At 59.8% G+C, this 19,043-nt stretch carries 19 protein-coding genes and 1 tRNA gene; 12 read left to right on the top strand and 8 right to left on the bottom strand.

What is annotated here, in order from left to right:
• Window positions 1-35: 35 nt before the first annotated feature.
• Complete coding sequence (ygfZ, locus tag AC4PR2_RS15345) at window positions 36-1,034, bottom strand: tRNA-modifying protein YgfZ (protein WP_492175270.1); 999 nt, start codon at window positions 1,032-1,034, stop codon at window positions 36-38.
• A 320-nt stretch (window positions 1,035-1,354) separates the two neighbouring features.
• Here ygfZ and sdhE point away from each other — a divergent pair, with 320 nt between their 5' ends.
• The 5 genes from sdhE (at window position 1,355) to creD (ending at window position 5,579) form a co-directional block, all read left to right on the top strand.
• Window positions 1,355-1,621, top strand: coding sequence for an FAD assembly factor SdhE (gene sdhE, locus AC4PR2_RS15340; RefSeq protein WP_019455657.1), 267 nt, complete (start codon window positions 1,355-1,357; stop codon window positions 1,619-1,621).
• The gene (locus tag AC4PR2_RS15335; RefSeq protein WP_060422869.1) at window positions 1,602-2,024 is read left to right on the top strand and encodes a protein YgfX; all 423 of its coding nucleotides are present in this window, start codon (window positions 1,602-1,604) and stop codon (window positions 2,022-2,024) included. The genes sdhE and AC4PR2_RS15335 overlap by 20 nt, the downstream gene beginning before the upstream one ends.
• Window positions 2,024-2,719, top strand: a complete 696-nt coding sequence (creB, locus tag AC4PR2_RS15330; protein WP_033644777.1) for a two-component system response regulator CreB — start codon at window positions 2,024-2,026, stop codon at window positions 2,717-2,719. The genes AC4PR2_RS15335 and creB overlap by 1 nt, the downstream gene beginning before the upstream one ends.
• The gene (gene creC, locus AC4PR2_RS15325; RefSeq protein WP_197779674.1) at window positions 2,716-4,134 is read left to right on the top strand and encodes a two-component system sensor histidine kinase CreC; all 1,419 of its coding nucleotides are present in this window, start codon (window positions 2,716-2,718) and stop codon (window positions 4,132-4,134) included. The genes creB and creC overlap by 4 nt, the downstream gene beginning before the upstream one ends.
• A gap of 80 nt (window positions 4,135-4,214) precedes the next feature.
• Complete coding sequence (creD, locus tag AC4PR2_RS15320; protein ID WP_049277063.1) at window positions 4,215-5,579, top strand: cell envelope integrity protein CreD; 1,365 nt, start codon at window positions 4,215-4,217, stop codon at window positions 5,577-5,579.
• A gap of 36 nt (window positions 5,580-5,615) precedes the next feature.
• Here creD and fldB read toward each other — a convergent pair whose 3' ends face one another.
• Entirely contained in the window at window positions 5,616-6,134 is a 519-nt protein-coding gene (gene fldB / locus AC4PR2_RS15315) for a flavodoxin FldB (RefSeq protein ID WP_038871234.1), read from the bottom strand.
• Window positions 6,135-6,240: 106 nt separating this feature from the next.
• On the opposite strand from fldB, the gene xerD reads away from it, so the two are divergent.
• From xerD to AC4PR2_RS15285, 6 genes are all read left to right on the top strand, one after another.
• Window positions 6,241-7,140 carry a site-specific tyrosine recombinase XerD gene (gene xerD, locus AC4PR2_RS15310; RefSeq protein ID WP_060441367.1) on the top strand — a complete coding sequence of 300 codons (900 nt, stop codon included), beginning with the start codon at window positions 6,241-6,243 and terminating at the stop codon, window positions 7,138-7,140.
• Between the two features lie 26 nt (window positions 7,141-7,166).
• On the top strand, window positions 7,167-7,883 hold the full coding sequence (gene dsbC, locus AC4PR2_RS15305) for a bifunctional protein-disulfide isomerase/oxidoreductase DsbC (RefSeq protein WP_060441317.1): 717 nt from the start codon (window positions 7,167-7,169) through the stop codon (window positions 7,881-7,883).
• Window positions 7,884-7,889: 6 nt separating this feature from the next.
• Window positions 7,890-9,623, top strand: a complete 1,734-nt coding sequence (recJ, locus tag AC4PR2_RS15300) for a single-stranded-DNA-specific exonuclease RecJ (RefSeq protein ID WP_337046860.1) — start codon at window positions 7,890-7,892, stop codon at window positions 9,621-9,623.
• Window positions 9,624-9,789: 166 nt separating this feature from the next.
• Window positions 9,790-10,888 (top strand): peptide chain release factor 2 gene (gene prfB / locus AC4PR2_RS15295; protein ID WP_096242572.1). Its coding sequence is split into 2 segments (ribosomal slippage): window positions 9,790-9,864 and window positions 9,866-10,888, totalling 1,098 coding nucleotides; the frame shifts between segments, so codons are not numbered across the junction.
• Window positions 10,889-10,897: 9 nt separating this feature from the next.
• Window positions 10,898-12,415 carry a lysine--tRNA ligase gene (gene lysS, locus AC4PR2_RS15290; RefSeq protein ID WP_197803858.1) on the top strand — a complete coding sequence of 506 codons (1,518 nt, stop codon included), beginning with the start codon at window positions 10,898-10,900 and terminating at the stop codon, window positions 12,413-12,415.
• A gap of 147 nt (window positions 12,416-12,562) precedes the next feature.
• A tRNA-Gly gene (locus AC4PR2_RS15285) sits at window positions 12,563-12,636 on the top strand.
• Between the two features lie 167 nt (window positions 12,637-12,803).
• On the opposite strand, the gene AC4PR2_RS15280 is transcribed toward AC4PR2_RS15285, so the two are convergent.
• From AC4PR2_RS15280 to AC4PR2_RS15265, 4 genes are all read right to left on the bottom strand, one after another.
• Window positions 12,804-14,801 carry a BCCT family transporter gene (locus AC4PR2_RS15280; RefSeq protein ID WP_047729946.1) on the bottom strand — a complete coding sequence of 666 codons (1,998 nt, stop codon included), beginning with the start codon at window positions 14,799-14,801 and terminating at the stop codon, window positions 12,804-12,806.
• A gap of 155 nt (window positions 14,802-14,956) precedes the next feature.
• The gene (locus AC4PR2_RS15275) at window positions 14,957-15,304 is read right to left on the bottom strand and encodes a hypothetical protein (protein ID WP_225529547.1); all 348 of its coding nucleotides are present in this window, start codon (window positions 15,302-15,304) and stop codon (window positions 14,957-14,959) included.
• Between the two features lie 95 nt (window positions 15,305-15,399).
• Window positions 15,400-16,632, bottom strand: a complete 1,233-nt coding sequence (locus AC4PR2_RS15270) for a cysteine desulfurase-like protein (RefSeq protein ID WP_159318579.1) — start codon at window positions 16,630-16,632, stop codon at window positions 15,400-15,402.
• A complete protein-coding gene (locus tag AC4PR2_RS15265) occupies window positions 16,629-17,243 on the bottom strand; it encodes a 2OG-Fe dioxygenase family protein (RefSeq protein WP_224217742.1) in 615 nt (204 codons plus the stop codon). Before AC4PR2_RS15265 ends, AC4PR2_RS15270 begins: the two co-directional genes overlap by 4 nt.
• 232 nt (window positions 17,244-17,475) lie before the next feature.
• Between AC4PR2_RS15265 and AC4PR2_RS15260 the strand changes: the two genes are divergently transcribed.
• Window positions 17,476-17,964, top strand: coding sequence for a GNAT family N-acetyltransferase (locus AC4PR2_RS15260; RefSeq protein WP_330113042.1), 489 nt, complete (start codon window positions 17,476-17,478; stop codon window positions 17,962-17,964).
• A 20-nt stretch (window positions 17,965-17,984) separates the two neighbouring features.
• On the opposite strand, the gene AC4PR2_RS15255 is transcribed toward AC4PR2_RS15260, so the two are convergent.
• A complete protein-coding gene (locus AC4PR2_RS15255) occupies window positions 17,985-18,323 on the bottom strand; it encodes a hypothetical protein (RefSeq protein WP_049194795.1) in 339 nt (112 codons plus the stop codon).
• A 135-nt stretch (window positions 18,324-18,458) separates the two neighbouring features.
• Window positions 18,459-19,028 (bottom strand): HdeD family acid-resistance protein, encoded by a 570-nt coding sequence (locus tag AC4PR2_RS15250; RefSeq protein ID WP_033644791.1) that lies wholly within the window; start codon window positions 19,026-19,028, stop codon window positions 18,459-18,461.
• Window positions 19,029-19,043 lie beyond the last annotated feature (15 nt).

Below are 19,043 nucleotides of genomic sequence, written 5' to 3'. Positions count from 1 at the left end.
AGACGGCCGCAGGCGGGGCGCCTGCGGCCGATGGATTAGTTCTCTTCGGCCAGCGAGTACGGCAAAGGTTTGATCGCCAGCTGGCTGGCGGCATCGTCGCGCACCCGCAGCTTGCTGTCGGCATCCAAATCGTTGTTCATCACCACCTGTACCCACAGCGTGCCGTCGGCCAGTTGGCTCGACGCCAGTACGGTGCCGGTGCGGCGCCAGTTTTCACCCAGCTGCAGCTCCAGATCTTCCGCCGCCTGCGGGGCGCGGGCCGCCTTACCTTCCAGCCAGTAGAGCGCACGCTTGTTGGCGCCGCGGAATTTGGCGCGCGCCACCATCTCCTGACCGGTATAGCAGCCCTTGCTGAAGCTGATGCCTTCCAGCGCCTGCAGGTTGGTGGCCTGCGGGATCAGCTGCGCGCTGTTGGCGGCGTCGATAACCGGATAGCCGGCTTCGATCTCCAGCGCCAGCCACTGGCCGCTGTCATTCAGTTCCGCCTGGTCATGCAGTTTGCCGATCAGCTGTTCGGCCACGGCGGGGCGGGTCACCAGCAGAAAACGTTCCGCCGGTGCACTGAAGTGCAGAATCGTGGTCTCGCTGTCCTGCACCACCGGGTGTTCGGCATCCGGCAGCGGCAGCGTAGCGAACAGGCCCGCCAACGCAGCGCGCGCCTGGAAACCGGCGACGCCCAGCAACACCGCATCGTTATCGGCGGCGATGGTGACTTTGGAGAATACCGCGTATTTTTTGATTTCAGCCAGCTGGCTGTCCAGCACGCTGCGGCGTTCCAGATAGGCGAAGCCTTCGCCACGGTGGAACAGACGCAGGTTGCTCCACATTTTGCCCTTGGCGTCGCAGTGGGCGCACAGCACGTGCCGATCGGCCGCCAGCGCGTCGATGTCCGCCGTCACCTGGCCCTGGAGATATTTCACCGTGTCCGGCCCGTTCAGCGTCACCAGCGCCCAATCTTCCAGCGAGATCAGCGTCAGGGGCAGATGGGTGGAAGCGGAGGGCTGACGGGGTGGGAATGGAATGTTATGCGCCATAGTAAGTTCCTGCTCAACGTTTAGCTTACCTGAAGGGTATTGAACCCATGGTAAAAGAGGCGGCGGGCTTTGCAAACTGTTATTCGCGCCGTGGGGCCGGGGGGCGCTTTTTTTGGCATTTTGCGCTTTATTACGTTTTCCGCAGCAAAGCGCCTTCCCGGCGTGTATGTCAAATTGTTACTCTATAGGCTTGCGGCCTGGGCACCCTTGCAGACAGATCCCCGGCTGATGGAATTATATTGCGACGGCGTTGCCATACAGTGTGTCATTTGAACCCTGCGCTGGTGCTGCCGCGCTGAAAAGAGGTGAGTCATAACAACATGGATATTAACAACAAAGCACGTATTCACTGGGCTTGCCGCCGTGGCATGCGCGAGCTGGACATCTCCATCATGCCGTTCTTCGAATACGAATACGACAGCCTGAATGACGCGGACAAGGCGTTGTTCATCCGCCTGCTGGAGTGCGACGATCCCGATTTGTTCAACTGGCTGATGAATCATGGCGCGCCGCAGGACAGCGAGCTGCAGAGAATGGTGACCCTGATCCAAACGCGAAATAAAGACCGTGGCCCAGTGGCGATGTGATATCCGCATTTCCTGGCGCACTCAGCTGTTTTCCCTGTTGACCCACGGCGTTCTGATCCTGCTGATCCTGATTTCGCCCTGGCCGGAAGGCTTGGGCCCGCTCTGGCTGGTGTTGCTGACGCTGGTGGTGTTTCAGTGCATTCGCAGCCAGAAGCGCATCGCCGCGGTGCAGGGCGAGCTGCGGCTGCTGGCGGACCGGCGCTTCAGCTGGCACGGCCGCGAGTGGCGGCTGGCGAAAAAACCGTGGATGCCGGGTTACGGCATGCTGCTGACGCTGCAGCCGACGGAGGGCAAAAAGCGCCGCCGGTTGTGGCTGGCTTCCGACTGCATGAGCAAAGAGGAGTGGCGTCACCTGCGGCAGCTGTTGCTGTATCCGCCGGCGGGTGACGGCGAGGAGGCCTGATGAAACCCGTACTCTGGTTGGTGGAGGATGAACCCAGCATTGCCGATACGTTGGTTTACACGCTGGAGAGCGAAGGCTTCGAGGTGCGCTGGTTCGAACGCGCGGAACCGGCGTTGCAGGCGCTGGCGCAAGGCGCGCCCGCGCTCGCTATCCTCGATGTCGGCTTGCCGGATATCAACGGCTTTGAATTGTGTCGCCGCCTGCTGGCTCAGGCGGCCGATCTGCCGATTCTGTTTCTTACCGCCCGCAGTGATGAAGTGGATCGCCTGATCGGGCTGGAGATCGGCGCCGACGACTATGTCGCCAAGCCGTTCTCCCCTCGCGAGGTCAGTGCACGGGTGCGCACCATTTTGCGCCGCCTGTATAAGCAGCAGCGCTTGCAACAGAGCGCGCGCTACCATTTCGGCGCTTTCACGCTCGACGAAGACGCGGCCACCATCTCCTACCATCAGCGGCCGCTGCCGCTGACCCGTTACGAATACCTGCTGCTGAAGACTCTGCTGTTGGCGCCCGGACGGGTGTTCTCGCGGCAGCAACTGATGGAAAGCGTTTGGGCGCAGGCGGAAGAAAGCCTGGATCGCACCGTCGACACCCACATCAAAACGCTGCGCGCCAAGCTGCGTGCGGTGGAACCCGGTGAGCCGCCCATCCACACCCACCGCGGATTGGGCTACAGCGTGAGCCGCCAGCCATGAAAATTGGCCTGCGCCTGCTGCTGGGATATTTTCTGATCGTGGCGGTGGCCGGGTACTTCGTGCTGAGCATTTTCGTCCAGGAAGTGAAGCCCGGCGTGCGGCGCGCTACCGAAGGCACGCTGGTGGATACCGCCAACCTGCTGGCGCAGATCGCCCGTCAGGACATGCAGCGCGGCGATGCGGCGCATGGTCAACTGGCGCAGGCGTTTACGCAGCTGAACCAGCGGCCGATCGGCGCAAATATCTCCGGCATCCGCAAGGATCGCAGCGAATACCACGTCTATCTTACCGATGCCCAGGGGCGAGTTATCTTCGATTCTGCCGGCCGCGCGCAGGGGCAGGACTATTCGCGCTGGAATGACGTTTATCGGACGCTGCGCGGCCAGTACGGCGCCCGCAGTACCCGCAGCGACCCGCAGGATGAAAACAGTTCGGTGATGTATGTGGCCGCGCCGGTGATAGAACAAGGGCGTATTATCGGCGTACTCACCGTGGGCAAACCCAACAGCACCATGGCGCCGGTGATCAAACGCAGCGAACGGCGCATTCTGTGGGCCGGCGCATTGCTGCTGGGGATCGCGTTGCTGATCGGGGCGGTATTCGTCTGGTGGATCACCCGTTCGATAGGCCGGCTGGTGCGCTATGCCGACGGGGTGGCGCAGGGAGAAAACGCGCCGCTGCCCAAAGTGGGCGGCCGGGAACTGACGCAGCTGGCGCAGGCGCTGGAGAGCATGCGACTGAAGCTGGAAGGCAAAGCATATATCGAACAGTATGCACATACCCTGACGCATGAGCTGAAAAGCCCGCTGGCGGCGATCAGGGGCGCGGCAGAGCTGTTGCAAGAGTTGCCGCCGCCGGAGACCGCCCGGCGTTTTCTCACCAATATCGAGCAGCAAAGCGCACGCATCCAGCAGCTGGTGGACAAACTGCTGGTGCAGGCGCGGCTGGAGAGTCGGCCAGACATGGAGACCGCGCCCATCGCGATCGCGGCGCTGGTCAGCCAGACGGTGGCGGGCAAAGAGGCGCAGGCGACGCAGCGCGGCGTCAGGTTACAATTGGAGGCGCTGGCAGAGGTGACGCTGAACGGCGATGCGTTGCTGATCAGCCAGGCGCTGACCAACCTGCTGGACAACGCGATCGACTTTACCCCGCCGGGTGGTTGCGTCAGCGTACGAGGCGAACGGCGGGAACAGCACTACTGCATCAGCGTTTGCGATGACGGCAGCGGCATTCCGGACTATGCGCTCGATAAGGTGTTCGAACGTTTTTATTCGCTGCCGCGCGCCGAACGGCCAAAAAGCAGCGGGCTGGGGCTGAACTTCGTGCAGGAGGTCGCCCGCCTGCATCATGGCGGCATTCACCTGCGCAACCGCCGGCCGCACGGGGTGGAAGCGACTTTCAGGTTATCGCTGTGACTTCACCTTCCCTTCACATAACCACATTCTGATTTCACCTGCGGGTTTTATCGTGGCCTCATTACCTATGAGGAGCGAGCATGATGAAATCGGTACTTTTCTGGAAAATAACCACGCTGCTGGGATTGATGGTGGTGATGTTGATCCCCATCGCCCAACTGATGAGCGTGATCGACGAACGCAGCGGCTATCGGCAAAGCGTGGTCGGGCAGGTAAGCGAAAGCACCAGCGGGGCACAGCGCGTGCTCGGCCCGTTGATTGTCATTCCCTACGTCGAACGAGAAGAGAAGAAAGACGAGAAAGGACAAACGGTAGTGCAGCGGGTGCAGCATTACCGCTATTTGCTGCCGGAGTCGCTTCAGGTGCTGGGGGCGCCGAAAGTAGAGGTGCGTAAACTGGGCATTTATCAGACGCAGGTTTACCAGGGGCCGCTGAACTTCAAGGTGCGTTTCGGCCAGCCGGAACTGGCGGATTTGCAACGTGCCAACGTGACCCTCGGCCAGCCGTTCCTGCTGGTGGCGCTGAGCGACTCTCGCGGCATCAAGAGCATTTCTCCTCTGGAAATACCGCAGCCGGTGGCGTTTGAACCGGGCACCGGCGTGGGATCGTTGCGTCAGGGGATCCACGCACCGTTGACGCTGGCGGCGCTGCAACAAAAAGAGGGGCTGAACGCCGATTTCACCCTTACGCTGGCGGGCACCAGCAGCCTGTCGCTGGTGCCGCTGGGGCGCAGCAGCGAATTGCAGCTGCAAAGCAACTGGCCGCACCCGAATTTCCTCGGCAACTTCCTGCCGGATGAACGCAAGGTGACGGAGCAAGGGTTTAGCGCTCGCTGGCGCAGCACCTGGTTCGCCAACAATATCAACAGTGCGTTCCATTACGACGATGGCATTATCGATGAGGACAAGCTGCCGGCCTTCAGCGCCAGCCTGGTCGAACCGGTCGATCACTATCAGCTGGCCGAGCGCGCGGTCAAATACGCGCTGCTGTTTATCGGGCTGACGTTTATGGCGTTTTTCCTGTTCGAAACCCTGACCGGGCTGCGGGTGCACCCAATTCAGTACCTGTTGGTGGGCGCGGCGCTGGTGTTGTTCTACCTGATTCTGCTGGCCTTCTCCGAACACCTGGGATTCGCTCTCGCTTACCTGGCGGCCAGCATCGCCTGTAGCGGTCTGATCGGCTTCTATCTGAGCGCCGTACTGCGCGGCAAGCTGCGCGGTGCGCTGTTCGCCGCGAGCCTATTGCTGTTGTACGGCGTGCTCTATTTGCTGTTGCAGTCGGAGGACAATGCGTTGGTGCTGGGGGCAGGGCTGCTGTTCGCCATTCTGGCGGGCATTATGCTGTTGACGCGCAAACTGGACTGGTATCAGGTAGCCGATCCGGCGCGGTTGACCAAGGAAACGCCGGCCGGGGAAGAGGAGCCACGCTTCCGTCTGTGGAAATAAGTGGGGAAATCGGGCGCGCTCAGCGCCCGACAGCGGCTACAGCAGCGGCTCCATCTCCAACAGGATCTGCTCGCACCATTGCTGCAGGCGCTCTTCGCTCAGATCGTATTGGTTGACCTCATCGAGCGCCAGGCCAACGAAGTGTTTGCCGTCGGCGCTCAGCGGTTTGGGGCTGGTGAACTCGAAGCCGTCGGTCGGCCAGAAGCCGACGAACTGCACGCCCAGCGGCGCGATCTGATCGTGCAGCATACCCAGCGCGTCGAGGAACCACTCACCGTAACCGAGCTGATCGCCCATGCCGTACATGGCGACGATCTTGCCTTTCAGGTCCAGCGCCGGCAGCTGCGGCCAGATCGCTTCCCAGTCTTCCTGCAGTTCGCCGAAATCCCAGGTCGGGATACCGAGGATCAGAATGGAATAGTCCTCCATCAGCTTGGGAGAGACGTCTTTCAGGTTGTGCAGGTCGACCAGGTCTTCACCCAGAATCTCACGGATTTTTTCTGCCGCCATCTCGGTGTAGCAGGTGCTGGAGCCGTAAAACAGACCAATCTTCATGTGTAAACCGTTACGTTGCTGTTTAGAGAATTGCAGCGAGTATACCTGATTTGCGTCGGCTTAAGGCATAATGGCGCGGGTGGAAATGCAACAAAGAGAGGACCGCGTGCAACAGCAAGACAATGCGCTGATTGAACAATTCCTGGATGCGCTGTGGCTTGAGCGCAATCTGGCGGAAAATACGCTGGCCTCCTACCGGCTGGATTTGCAGGCCCTGGGCACCTGGCTTGGCCATCAAAACACCGCCTTGCTGCAGGCGCAGGCGTTGGATCTGCAGGCCTTTCTCGCCGAGCGGGTGGACGGCGGCTACAAGGCCACCAGCTCCGCGCGTTTGCTGAGCGCCATGCGCCGCCTGTTTCAGTACCTGTATCGCGAAAAACTGCGCGCCGACGATCCCACCGCGCAGCTGGCGTCTCCCAAACTGCCGCAGCGTTTGCCGAAGGATCTGAGCGAGGCGCAGGTCGATGCGCTGCTGCAGGCGCCCTGCGTCGATCAACCGCTGGAGCTGCGCGACAAGGCGATGCTCGAAGTGTTGTACGCCACCGGGCTGCGGGTTTCCGAACTGGTGGGGCTGAGCATCAGCGACGTCAGCCTGCGCCAGGGCGTGGTGCGGGTGATCGGCAAGGGCAACAAGGAGCGGCTGGTGCCGCTGGGTGAAGAGGCAGTCTACTGGATCGAAAATTATCTGGAACACGGCCGCCCTTGGCTGGTCAACGGCCAGACGCTGGATGTGTTGTTCCCCAGCACCCGTTGCCAGCAAATGACCCGACAGACGTTCTGGCATCGCATCAAACACTATGCCATCCTTGCGGGCATCGACAGCGAACGTCTGTCGCCGCACGTGTTGCGGCACGCGTTCGCCACCCATTTGCTGAACCATGGGGCCGATCTCCGTGTCGTACAGATGTTGTTAGGGCACAGCGATCTCTCGACCACGCAAATTTATACTCATGTAGCGACCGAACGACTGAAACAGCTACATCAACAGCATCACCCGCGCGCCTGAGCGGCGGGTTCGAAAGGATTGGAACAATGAAAAAAGGTTTAATGCTGCTCTCTCTGCTGGTGGCTTCGGTGACCGGTGCCGCCCATGCCGATGATGCGGCGATCAAAAAAGCGCTCGCCAGCCTGGGCATCCAGCAGGCGGACGTGCAGCCTTCGCCGGTTAACGGCCTGAAAACCGTGCTGACCGACAGCGGCGTGCTGTACGCCTCCGAAGACGGCAAGCACATCCTGCAGGGCCCGCTGTTCGACGTCAGCGGCAAAGAGCCGGTCAACGTGACCAACCAACTGCTGAGCAGCAAGATGGACGCGCTGAAAGATCAAATGATCGTCTACAAAGCGCCGAAAGAGAAACACGTGATCACCGTGTTCACCGATATCACCTGCGGTTACTGCCATAAGCTGCACCAGCAGATGAAAGAGTACAACGATCTGGGCATCACCGTGCGTTATCTGGCGTTCCCGCGTCAGGGGCTGGCTTCCCAGGCTGAGAAAGACATGCAGTCTATCTGGTGTACCGCCGACAAGGCCAAGGCGTTCGACGCCGCCATGAAGGGCGACGCCATCTCTCCGGCCACCTGCAAAACTGACATCAGCAAGCATTACGAGCTGGGCGTGCAGTTCGGCATTCAGGGCACGCCAGCGATCATTCTGGAAAACGGCATGATGATCCCGGGCTATCAGGGGCCAAAAGAAATGGCCGCCATGCTGGATGCGCACCAGGCCGCCACCAAAGCCGGTGGTTAATCGCCGGTGAGTATTAAAACGCAACTACGCCGCCGTCCAGCGGCGGACGACACGCATCTGCCCGCCAGTTTGCCGCCGCTGCTGCGCCGGCTTTACGCCCTGCGCGGCGTGCAGGGTGAGCAGGAGCTGGAGCGCGGCGTCAAGGGCATGCTGCCCTGGCAACAGCTGAACGGCATCGACGACGCCGTCAGCCTGCTGCAACAGGCGCTGACCGACGGTCGCCGCATCATGGTGGTGGGCGATTTCGACGCCGACGGCGCCACTAGCACCGCGCTGACGGTGCTGGCGCTGCGCAGCATGGGCGGCGCAACCGTCGACTACCTGGTGCCGAACCGCTTTGAAGACGGCTACGGCCTGAGCCCCGAAGTGGTGGAGCAGGCGGCGGCGCGCGGCGCGGAGCTGATCGTCACCGTCGATAACGGCATCTCCTCGCACGCCGGCGTCGACGTGGCGCACGCCAAGGGCATGCAGGTGCTGGTGACCGATCACCACCTGCCGGGTGAGACCCTGCCGGCGGCCGAAGCGATCGTCAATCCCAACCTGCGCGGCTGCGCCTTCCCGTCCAAATCGCTGGCCGGAGTGGGCGTCGCGTTCTACCTGATGCTGGCGCTGCGCGCCCGGCTGCGGGACAGCGGCTGGTTCGAACAGCGCGCGCTGGCGATGCCCAATCTGGCGGAACTGCTGGATCTGGTGGCGCTCGGCACCGTGGCCGACGTGGTGCCGCTGGACGCCAACAACCGCATTCTGGTGTATCAGGGGTTAAACCGCATCCGCGCCGGCAAATGCCGACCGGGCATCCGCGCGCTGCTTGAGGTGGCCAACCGCGACGCCCGCCAGCTGGCGGCCAACGATCTCGGTTTCGCCCTCGGCCCGCGTCTCAACGCCGCCGGCAGGCTGGACGACATGTCGATCGGCGTGGCGCTGCTGCTGAGCGACGACATCGCGCAGGCGCGTATGCTGGCCAACGATCTCGACGCGTTGAACCAGACGCGGCGCGAGATTGAGCAGGGCATGCAGGTGGAAGCCCTGCAGCTGTGCGACCAGTTGGAGCGCACCAGCACCGAGCTGCCTTACGGGCTGGCGATGTATCACCCGGAATGGCACCAGGGCGTGGTGGGTATCCTCGCTTCACGTATCAAAGAGCGTTTCCACCGCCCGGTGATCGCGTTCGCGCCGGCGGGTGACGGCATCCTGAAAGGCTCCGGCCGTTCGGTGCCCGGCCTGCACATGCGCGACGCGCTGGAGCGGCTGGATATGCTGAACCCCGGCCTGATGATGAAGTTCGGCGGCCACGCGATGGCGGCCGGGCTGTCGCTGGAAGAGGCCAGGTTCGACGAGTTCCGCCAGCGCTTCGGCGAGCTGGTGGGGGAATGGCTCGATCCGGCGATGCTGGAAGGGGTGATCTGGTCCGATGGCGAACTGGCGATGCAGGAGCTGTCGCTGACGACGGCGGAGCTGCTGCGCGAGGGCGGCCCATGGGGCCAGGCGTTCCCGGAGCCGACCTTTGACGGCAAATTCCGCATCCTGCAGCAGCGGCTGGTGGGCGAGAAACACCTGAAGCTGATGGTGGAACCGCTCGGCGGCGGCCCGCTGCTCGACGGCATCGCGTTCAACGTGGACACCACGCTGTGGCCGGACAGCAGCGTGCGCGAGGTCGAACTGGCCTACAAGCTCGACGTCAACGAGTTTCGCGGCAACCGCAACGTGCAGCTGCTGATCCAGCATCTTTGGCCGCGCTGAGGCGAAATTGAACACAATTCGGGGATTGGGCTCTCCAATCCCCTGCATCCTTCCCGATCGCCACAAAAACTGACCAACTCGCTATAAACTGCCGCCCGGATCCGTTAGAATTAGCGGTTCCAATGGCATTCCGCCATCGACGACATCAACGTAAAAGAACGAAACCATGTTTGAAATTAACCCGGTAAAAAACCGAATTCAGGACCTGTCCGAGCGGACTGCGGTTCTTAGGGGGTATCTTTGACTATGATGCCAAGAAGGAACGCCTAGAAGAGGTCAACGCCGAGCTGGAGCAGCCGGACGTTTGGAACGAGCCGGAGCGCGCACAGGCGCTCGGCAAAGAGCGCGCCGCGCTGGAAGCCATCGTTGAAACCATCGATCAGCTGGAGCAGGGCGGCGAAGACGTCGGCGGGCTGCTGGAACTGGCGGTGGAAGCCGACGATGAAGAGACCTTCAACGAAGCGGTCGCCGAGCTGGATCAACTGATGAGCAAGCTGGATCAGTTGGAATTCCGCCGCATGTTCTCCGGCGAATACGACAGCGCCGACTGCTACCTGGATATCCAGGCCGGCTCCGGCGGCACCGAAGCGCAGGACTGGGCAAGCATGCTGCTGCGCATGTACCTGCGCTGGGCTGAAGCCAAGGGCTTCAAGACCGAAGTGATCGAAGAGTCCGACGGCGACGTCGCGGGCCTGAAGTCTGCCACCATCAAGATCATCGGTGACTACGCGTTCGGCTGGTTGCGCACTGAAACCGGCGTTCACCGCCTGGTGCGCAAGAGCCCGTTCGACTCCGGCGGCCGTCGCCACACCTCGTTCAGCTCGGTGTTCATCTACCCGGAAGTCGACGACGATATCGATATCGAAATCAACCCGGCGGATCTGCGTATCGACGTGTACCGCGCCTCCGGTGCGGGCGGTCAGCACGTCAACAAAACCGAATCCGCCGTACGTATTACTCACCTGCCAACCAACATCGTGGTGCAGTGCCAGAACGATCGTTCTCAGCATAAGAACAAGGATCAAGCGTTTAAACAGCTGCGAGCCAAGCTGTACGAGTTTGAGATGCAAAAGAAAAATGCTGATAAGCAGACGATGGAAGACAACAAGTCAGACATCGGCTGGGGCAGCCAAATCCGTTCTTACGTGCTGGATGACTCCCGCATCAAGGATTTGCGCACCAACGTCGAAACGCGTAACACGCAGGCCGTACTGGATGGCGACCTGGATAAATTCATTGAGGCAAGTTTGAAAGCCGGGTTATGAGGAATAGAAATGTCTGAACAACAAGTACAGGGCGCCGATCAGGCGCTGGATCTCAATAACGAACTGCAGTCCCGCCGCGAGAAACTGGCCGGCCTGCGCGAGAACGGCATTGCGTTCCCGAACGACTTCCGTCGTGACTCCACCTCCGACAAACTGCACGCCGCGTACGGTGATAAAGACAACGAAGAGCTGGAAGCGCTGGGCGTAGAAGTGACCGTCGCCGGCCGCATGATGACCCGCCGTATTATGGGCAAGGCATCCTTCGTCACGCTGCAGGACGTGGGTGGCCGCATTCAGCTGTACGTCGCGCGCGACGATCTGGCTGAAGGCGTATACAACGACCAGTTCAAGAAGTGGGACCTGGGCGATATCCTCGGCGCACGCGGCAAGCTGTTCAAAACCAAGACCGGCGAACTGTCGATCCACTGCACCGAGCTGCGTCTGCTGACCAAAGCGCTGCGCCCGCTGCCGGACAAATTCCACGGCCTGGCGGATCAGGAAACCCGTTACCGCCAGCGTTACCTGGACCTGATCGCCAACGAAGAATCGCGCAACACCTTCAAGGTGCGTTCTCAGGTGATGTCGGCTATCCGCAACTTCATGGTGGAACGCGGCTTCATGGAAGTCGAAACCCCGATGATGCAGGTGATCCCGGGCGGCGCGTCCGCGCGTCCGTTCATCACGCACCACAATGCGCTGGATATCGACATGTACCTGCGCATCGCGCCGGAACTGTATCTGAAGCGTCTGGTGGTCGGCGGCTTTGAGCGCGTGTTCGAAATCAACCGCAACTTCCGTAACGAAGGCGTTTCTCCGCGTCACAACCCAGAGTTCACCATGATGGAACTCTACATGGCTTACGCGGATTACAAAGACCTGATCGAACTGACCGAGACGCTGTTCCGCACCCTGACCGAGAAAGTGCTGGGCACCTCTCAGGTGCAGTACGGTGACGAAGTGTTCGACTTCGGCAAGCCGTTCGAGAAGCTGACCATGACCGAGGCGATCAAGAAATACCGCCCGGAAACCGATCTGGCTGACCTGGCCGACATGGGCAAAGCGGTGGCCATCGCCGAATCCATCGGCATCAAGGTTGAGAAAAACTGGGGCTTGGGCCGCGTCGTGACCGAGATCTTCGAAGAAGTGGCGGAAAGCCATCTGATTCAGCCGACCTTCATCACCGAGTACCCGGCTGAAGTGTCGCCGCTGGCGCGCCGCAACGACGTGAACCCGGAAATCACCGACCGCTTCGAGTTCTTCATCGGCGGCCGTGAAATCGGCAACGGCTTCTCCGAGCTTAACGACGCCGAAGACCAGGCTCAGCGCTTTGCCGATCAGGTGAACGCCAAAGACGCCGGCGACGACGAAGCGATGTTCTACGACGAAGACTACGTCACCGCGCTGGAGCACGGCCTGCCGCCGACCGCCGGTCTGGGCATCGGTATCGACCGTATGGTGATGCTGTTCACCAACAGCCATACCATCCGCGACGTGATTCTGTTCCCGGCGATGCGCCCACAGAAATAATTCCGTTTAGCGTGAAACCACCGGTGCAGGCAACTGCGCCGGTTTTTTTTCGCCCGCCGGACTTAACCGCTTAAAACATCGACAGTTACGCGCCATCTCCGCTTGCCCGCCGCCGATAACCGGTTATAATGCCTGTCGCACACCGATGCGGGTGTAGTTCAATGGTAGAACGGCAGCTTCCCAAGCTGCATACGAGGGTTCGATTCCCTTCACCCGCTCCAGCACTCCCTCCTGAAAACATCCTGATTCTCTGAAAGATTACCCCAACCCAATCCTTTGCCCCTGTAAGCGTTATCACTGGTTGTCCGCCATCCCACCAGCATTATCAGCGCCGTGGTGAAGAAAGCAGGGCAAAAAAATGCCGCCCCGGGGGACGGCATGTTGGCCTTCAGCGTACCAGATGCAAGAAATGCAGGTGTTTCTCGTACTGGTCGAGAATATCGTTGATCAACTGCTCCTGATTCCAGCCCATGACATCGTAGTTTTGGCCGCCTTCTTTCAGGTAGATCTCCGCGCGATAATACTTGTGCTGCTCGGCTTGCTGTTCATCGTTATCCAGCCCGGCCAGAGCGAACGTCGGCGAACTGTAGCCGCGCAGTCTGACTTCATAGATAAAGTTAAGCTCATCGCCCAAATCGACCTCGAAACGAATGCGGTCTTCCGCAGTGGCGTTGATGCTGCTGAGCGTGTTTTGTTTACTCAGCTCTTCCTGCACCAGCGTCATGGCCGGTTGGATAACCTCATCCATAAAGCGCTTAACCAGCGAGCGTTTTGGCAGATAGGCGATATTGCGCAGCCTGCGCTGCCAGGGAATGGGGTTGCGGGCGGCGGTGGGGGCGATGGTGGCCATATTTTGGCTGTCGCGCTTGGTCAGGTCGCGGCGCAGCGCTTTAAGCAAACCGTAAATGGATATCAGCAAGATGGCCGAGAACGGCAATGCGCTGGCGATGGTGACGGTTTGCAGCGCGCTGAGCCCCCCGGCGATCAGCAAGGCGATGGCGACGATGCCCATCAGCGACGCCCAGAAAATGCGTTGCCAAACCGGCGTGTTGCTGGAGCCGCCCGAAGCCAGCGTATCTACGACCATGGCGCCGGAATCGGCGGACGTGACAAAAAAGACGATCACCATCGCCATGGCGATAAACGAAAGCACGCTGGAGAACGGGAAATGCTCCAGGAAGTTAAACAACGCCAACGCCACGTCTTGCTGTACCGTAGTGGCGAGGTCTGTCGCGCCCTGTTCCATGATGAGGTAAATGGCGCTGTTGCCGAACACCGTCATCCACATGAGGGTGAAGCCAGCCGGGACGAACAGCACGCCCGTGACAAATTCGCGGATGGTTCGGCCGCGGGAAACCCGAGCGATGAACATACCGACAAAAGGCGACCAGGAGAGCCACCATCCCCAGTAGAGCAGCGTCCATCCGCCTAACCAGTTGCTGGATTTTGGCTCGTAGGCATACAGGTTGAACGTCTTGCTGACCAGCTCGGACAGATAGCCGCCGGTATTTTCCACAAAGGATTTCAACAGCAGGACGGTTGGCCCCAACAGCAAGACCAGGGCCAGGAGCAACAGCGCCAGGCCAAGGTTCAGCTCTGACAGAAAGCGTATGCCTTTCTCCAGCCCTGAAACCACGGAAATGGTGGCCAGCCCGGTAATCACCACGATCAAGATCACCTGAACGGTTTCGTTGATCGGCACGCCAAACAGGTGGTTAAGCCCGGCGTTGACCTGCAACACGCCATAACCCAGCGAGGTTGCGACCCCGAATACGGTGCCGATGACGGCGAAGATATCGACGGCATGGCCGATAGGGCCATAAATACGTTCGCCGATGATCGGATAAAGCGCAGAGCGCAGAGTCAACGGCAGGCCATGCCGATAGCTGAAGAAGGCCAGAATCAACGCCACGATGGCGTAGATCGCCCAGGCGTGCAGCCCCCAGTGGAAAAAGGTCAGGCGCATGGCCTGTTTGGCCGCCTCGACGCTCTCGGGCGTGCCGACCGGTGGCGAGAGATAGTGCATAACCGGTTCTGCCACGCCGAAGAACATCAGGCCGATGCCCATCCCCGCTGAAAACAGCATGGCAAACCATGAGTGGTAGCGAAAATCGGGTTGCGCATGATCGGGGCCAAGTTTGATGTCGCCGTAGCGGGAAAGCCCCAGAAACGTCACGCTGAGCAAAATCAGCGCCACGGCCAAAATATAAAACCAGCTGGCGTTGGTGAAAATTTGTTGCTGCAGAAGCTTGAAGTTCTTGTCAGCGACGTCGGGGAAAAAGGCGGCGAACGCGACCAGAAGAAAAATGAGGACTGCAGAGGTGAAGAATACCGCTTTGTTGATATGGCTCTGCGGCTTTTTTAGGGGGGTGTCTTTCTCACTCATAAATTGATTTATTCCATTTGTTTGATTATCGCCCTGAATGGAGGAGAGGTGTAACCTGTTATATCGTAGCAAAATAGTCAGGCTGTCGGTGCCGGTCAATAGGGCGGAATTACCGCTGCCTGAACGCGGTAATTCCGAGTTATTCCGTGTTGCCGCTAGTTAAATAAAAATGCCAATAATCCCGTCACCTTATTTTTATTTTCCCATCCTTCCAATTTCATGCAGGCATTAACGAATTCTGTTCTGCGCATTTCATTACTGTCCGAGGGGAAAGCGCCGCCACCGGCGTTGGGGATCTCCGTGCCGTTGATCGTCATGGAGGAGAAGGTCGGCGAGCTGGCGTGCAAAGACAGGTTCACGGGATAGCGCTGTTCGGCTTCTTGCCGGCAGTGGGTTCTGGCCGCTTCAAGGGGCGTAGGGGTTGCCGTTTGCGCTTCCCATTTCTCCGGCGTGGCACAGGAAGACATCATCAATGCGGCGGCGATAACTGCATATTTTCGCAAAATAAAAATCCATTTCTAAAATAAAATCCCCTTGATTCTACCCCCAGCGTGCCGCGATGGCCCGCTCAATAAGGTAAGCGGGCCGATGTGGCGAGTTAACTGAGGATATCTTCGGCGATCACCTTAAACAGCGTGTCTATTTCGCCTTGGGTGTTGTAGTGCATCATGCCGATGCGCAGCACGCCGCCGTCTTGCAACCCCAGCTGCTGGATCAGGCCCAGCGCATAGAAATGCCCGCTGCCGGCGCAGATGTTGTGCTGCCCCAGGCGGCGGGCGATCGCGTCAGGCGTCTGGCCGCTGAAGGTCAGGGCGAAGGTTGGCGTGCGGCGCGTGCTGTCCGCCTGTGAATGGCCGTAGAGCCGCACGCCGTCGAGTTGCTTCAGCCGTTGCAAAAAGTGGCGGCACAGCGCCTCTTCATGCCGGTGGTAGGCGGCGAAACTCTCCTGCAAACGCTGTCTTAATGGCGCGCCCGGCGTCCCCCACTGCGCCAGATAGTCGATCGCCGCCGCGACGCCGGCCAGCGCCTCGAAGCTTTGCGTGCCGGTCTCGAAACGGCCGGGGCCGACATCGGTGGCCGGCTCGACTTTGTACGGCCGCAGGCTTTGCAGCCACTGCGGCGCGATATAGGCCATGCCGACGTGCGGGCCAAAGAACTTGTAGGCGGAGCACACCAGGAAATCACAGCCCAGCGCCTGCACGTCAATCAGGTTATGCGGCGCATAGTGCACGGCGTCGACATACACCTGCGCGCCGACCCGATGCGCAGCTTCGACGATGGTTTTGATATCGACGATGCTGCCGGTGACGTTGGAAGCGTAGCTGACCGCCACCAGGCGGGTATTGGCGTTGATGCGCTCACACACCTTTGCGGCGTCCAATGCGCAGTCGGCGCTCTCCAGCGGTATCTGATGCACCACGGCCCCTTGGTCTGCGGCGGCCTGCTGCCAGCTGGAGACGTTGGCGTAGTGATCGAGCGCGGTGACGATGACCTCATCGCCGGCTTGCCAGTCGCGGCTGATGATGCGGCTGAGATGGAAAGTCAGCGTGGTCATATTCATGCCGAAAACGATGTTGTCGGGCGAAGGCGCATTTAACAAGGCGCGCACCGATTCTCGCGCCTGGCCCATCACTTCGCCGGTGACTCGGCTGGAGAAGTAGTGGCCGCCCAGGTTGGCGTTGTATTTCCCCAGGTAGTCCGTCATCTTTTCCAGCACGCCCCGTGAAACCTGTGCGCCGCCGGGGCCGTCGAAAAAGATCGCCGGCTTGCCGTCGATGTGCTGGGACAGGGCGCTGAACTGGGCGCGGGCGAGCTCGGGCGTAAAGGTCATGCTTTCTCTCCCCGCGCGGTGAGGACGAAGAGATCCAGATAGCCTTCTTCTTTCGGGCTTACGGCGTTGATCGGCGTGGCGTTGTGCCACAGTTTGCTGTCTGCCAGCAGCACGGCCTCACCGTCCGCCAGCGCTTTTTTAAAGAAGGGATCGTGGTGGCTGTCGTCGTACAGCATGATTTCACCGCCGACGATGTTGTGCCGGTGAATGGCGATCATGGCGATATGGTCGAAACCGTCCTGGTGAATGCCTTCCGGCGCCACCAGCGTATCTTTCTGGATGGCGACCACGCGCATTTGGTGGATCTCTATCTCGGCACCCTCCGGCAGTTCGTTATTTTCGGCAAACAGGTTGCACATCTCCGCCATGCCGGCGCTCTGCAGCACGGCGCTGTCGATAGGCTCGAAGCGGCGCACCACGTTGCCCTGGAAGTGGTTGATCTGATCGGACTGCATGAAGGTACGCGGCCCCACTTCGGCGACGTTGGGGTTGAGGTATTTGACGACCGAATAACGGCGCAGGCGATATTTGCCGTCGGCGTGTTGCGTGTGGGGCAAGGAGGAAAACGAAGGCATCAGTTGTTGGGTGGCTTGCGGGCTTAGTACAGTCATACTTATTACGTTTTCGTGTTTCTGTAACATAATCACCTCTAATAATAATAATTTCTGATGTTGTAGGGGGTAATTCGATTGAATTGTAGACGACTCTATAACCAACGCAATTTGGCGGTGGTGAGGTGTGACGGCGGTCGTAAAGTGGGGTGAACAGTGGGAGCGTTGTATGCCGGCGGCGATGCGTTAAAGTAGCGAGCTGACTGCAGAGCAATGGTTAGCGCCAGGGTGAATGCTGGAGTTCGCCGCTTACTTCTACTGGGATACCGTTATGATTGAAATACGCGAGATTAACCGCGATAACCTGTTTGACGTGTGCGAACTGACGTCGAATCAAGACGGCGTTGGCACCGTGTTCGAGGCGTTTATTTGCTGTAACGCCATCTCTATTTCCGAGGCGGCGTTTTTTCCGGAATGCCAGCCCCGCGCGCTTTACCGCGACGGCGAGCTCATCGGTTTTTTCATGTACAAGTGCTGGCCGTATAACCCACATGAGGCCGAGCTGTGTCGCTATATGCTTGACCATAAGTTTATGGGGCAGGGATTGGGGCGTGAGAGCTTCGCCGCGATACTCGCGGATTTTAGGTTGCACGGCATAGAGCAGGTGACACTAATGATTGATGAACATAATCTCGTCGCCAAAAGCCTGTATCTCACCTTCGGCTTTCGCTTTACCGGCAAGATTGAAAAGGAAGAACATTACTACAGTCTGGCGCTTTAGCTGCCCCGACAAAGGCGGGGTCAGAACGTCTCGAAATACAGCTCGCGCAACAGCCAGGATATTTCGTTGTTGGTGCGATTAAGCGTCTCGATTCGGCGAACCCCTTTCGCTTCGGCGCGCAGATCGAGCAGCAAGTTGCGAATCTGCTGGAATAACGGGGTTTGCGGGCTGGGTTTGGCTAACTGTTGCCCGCATAGTTTGATACCGGCGTCGCAGCCGGTGGCAATGTCCGTCAGGCAGCATGGGCAGGTGGTTTTTTGGCGCGCCATATTGCGGCATTGTTGCCCGATTACCTGATTGAAGTGGCGTAATTGCAGGCAGACTTCCCGCGAGTTCAACGGGTTGGAATGGGTTGTCATCGGTTTCAGCTCCCTTGTCTGCGCCTATATTGGCACTTACCGATGAAGATAACCACGGACAAGCAGAGGGGGTATCGCCTTGTTTTGTCTGGAAACAACGAAAGCGATGAGGCCCGCGGCGGCGGGCCGGTAGCGTCAGGCGCGTTTAAACAGATTCGCCGCCTGGAACAGCGCAAAGGAGCTGACCAGCATCTCGATGCCGACGATGGCCGTCACCAGCGTGACCGATGCCGCCGGGCCTGAGCCGATCAGCATCCAGGCGATGATCAAATCGAGCACGCCGATAACGAACTGCAGCCAGTTGCCCGGCAGCCCGCGGCGCATGTAGCCCGCCGCCAGGCGCGCGATGCCGCCGAGCGCGAACAGCACGGCGAGGTACACCGCCAGCGCCAGAATGCCCGCCAGCGGGCTGGTGATGAACACATAGCCGATAATCAGGTAGGCTACGCCCAGCAAAATGCCGCCGATCATCGGCCAGGTATTCTGCGCCCGGTTAGCGATCATGGCGATAATCAGCCCGGCGCCGCTCAACAGCAGCAGGATGCCAACCACGATGCTCAGCGCTGCGCCGGAGGCGAAAGGATTGACCAGGCACAGTATCCCGCCCGCCAGCAGCAGGAAGGCGATGATTAGCAGGGTGGTGCGTTGCTTTTTGAGCAGTTCTTCGCTCAGGAGGGGCAGATTATTGCGGTCGAGGTTCAACATGACAGTACTCCATTT

This window comes from Serratia sp. A07 (assembly GCF_058725505.1).
This window is presented reverse-complemented; position numbering and strand designations above follow the sequence as displayed.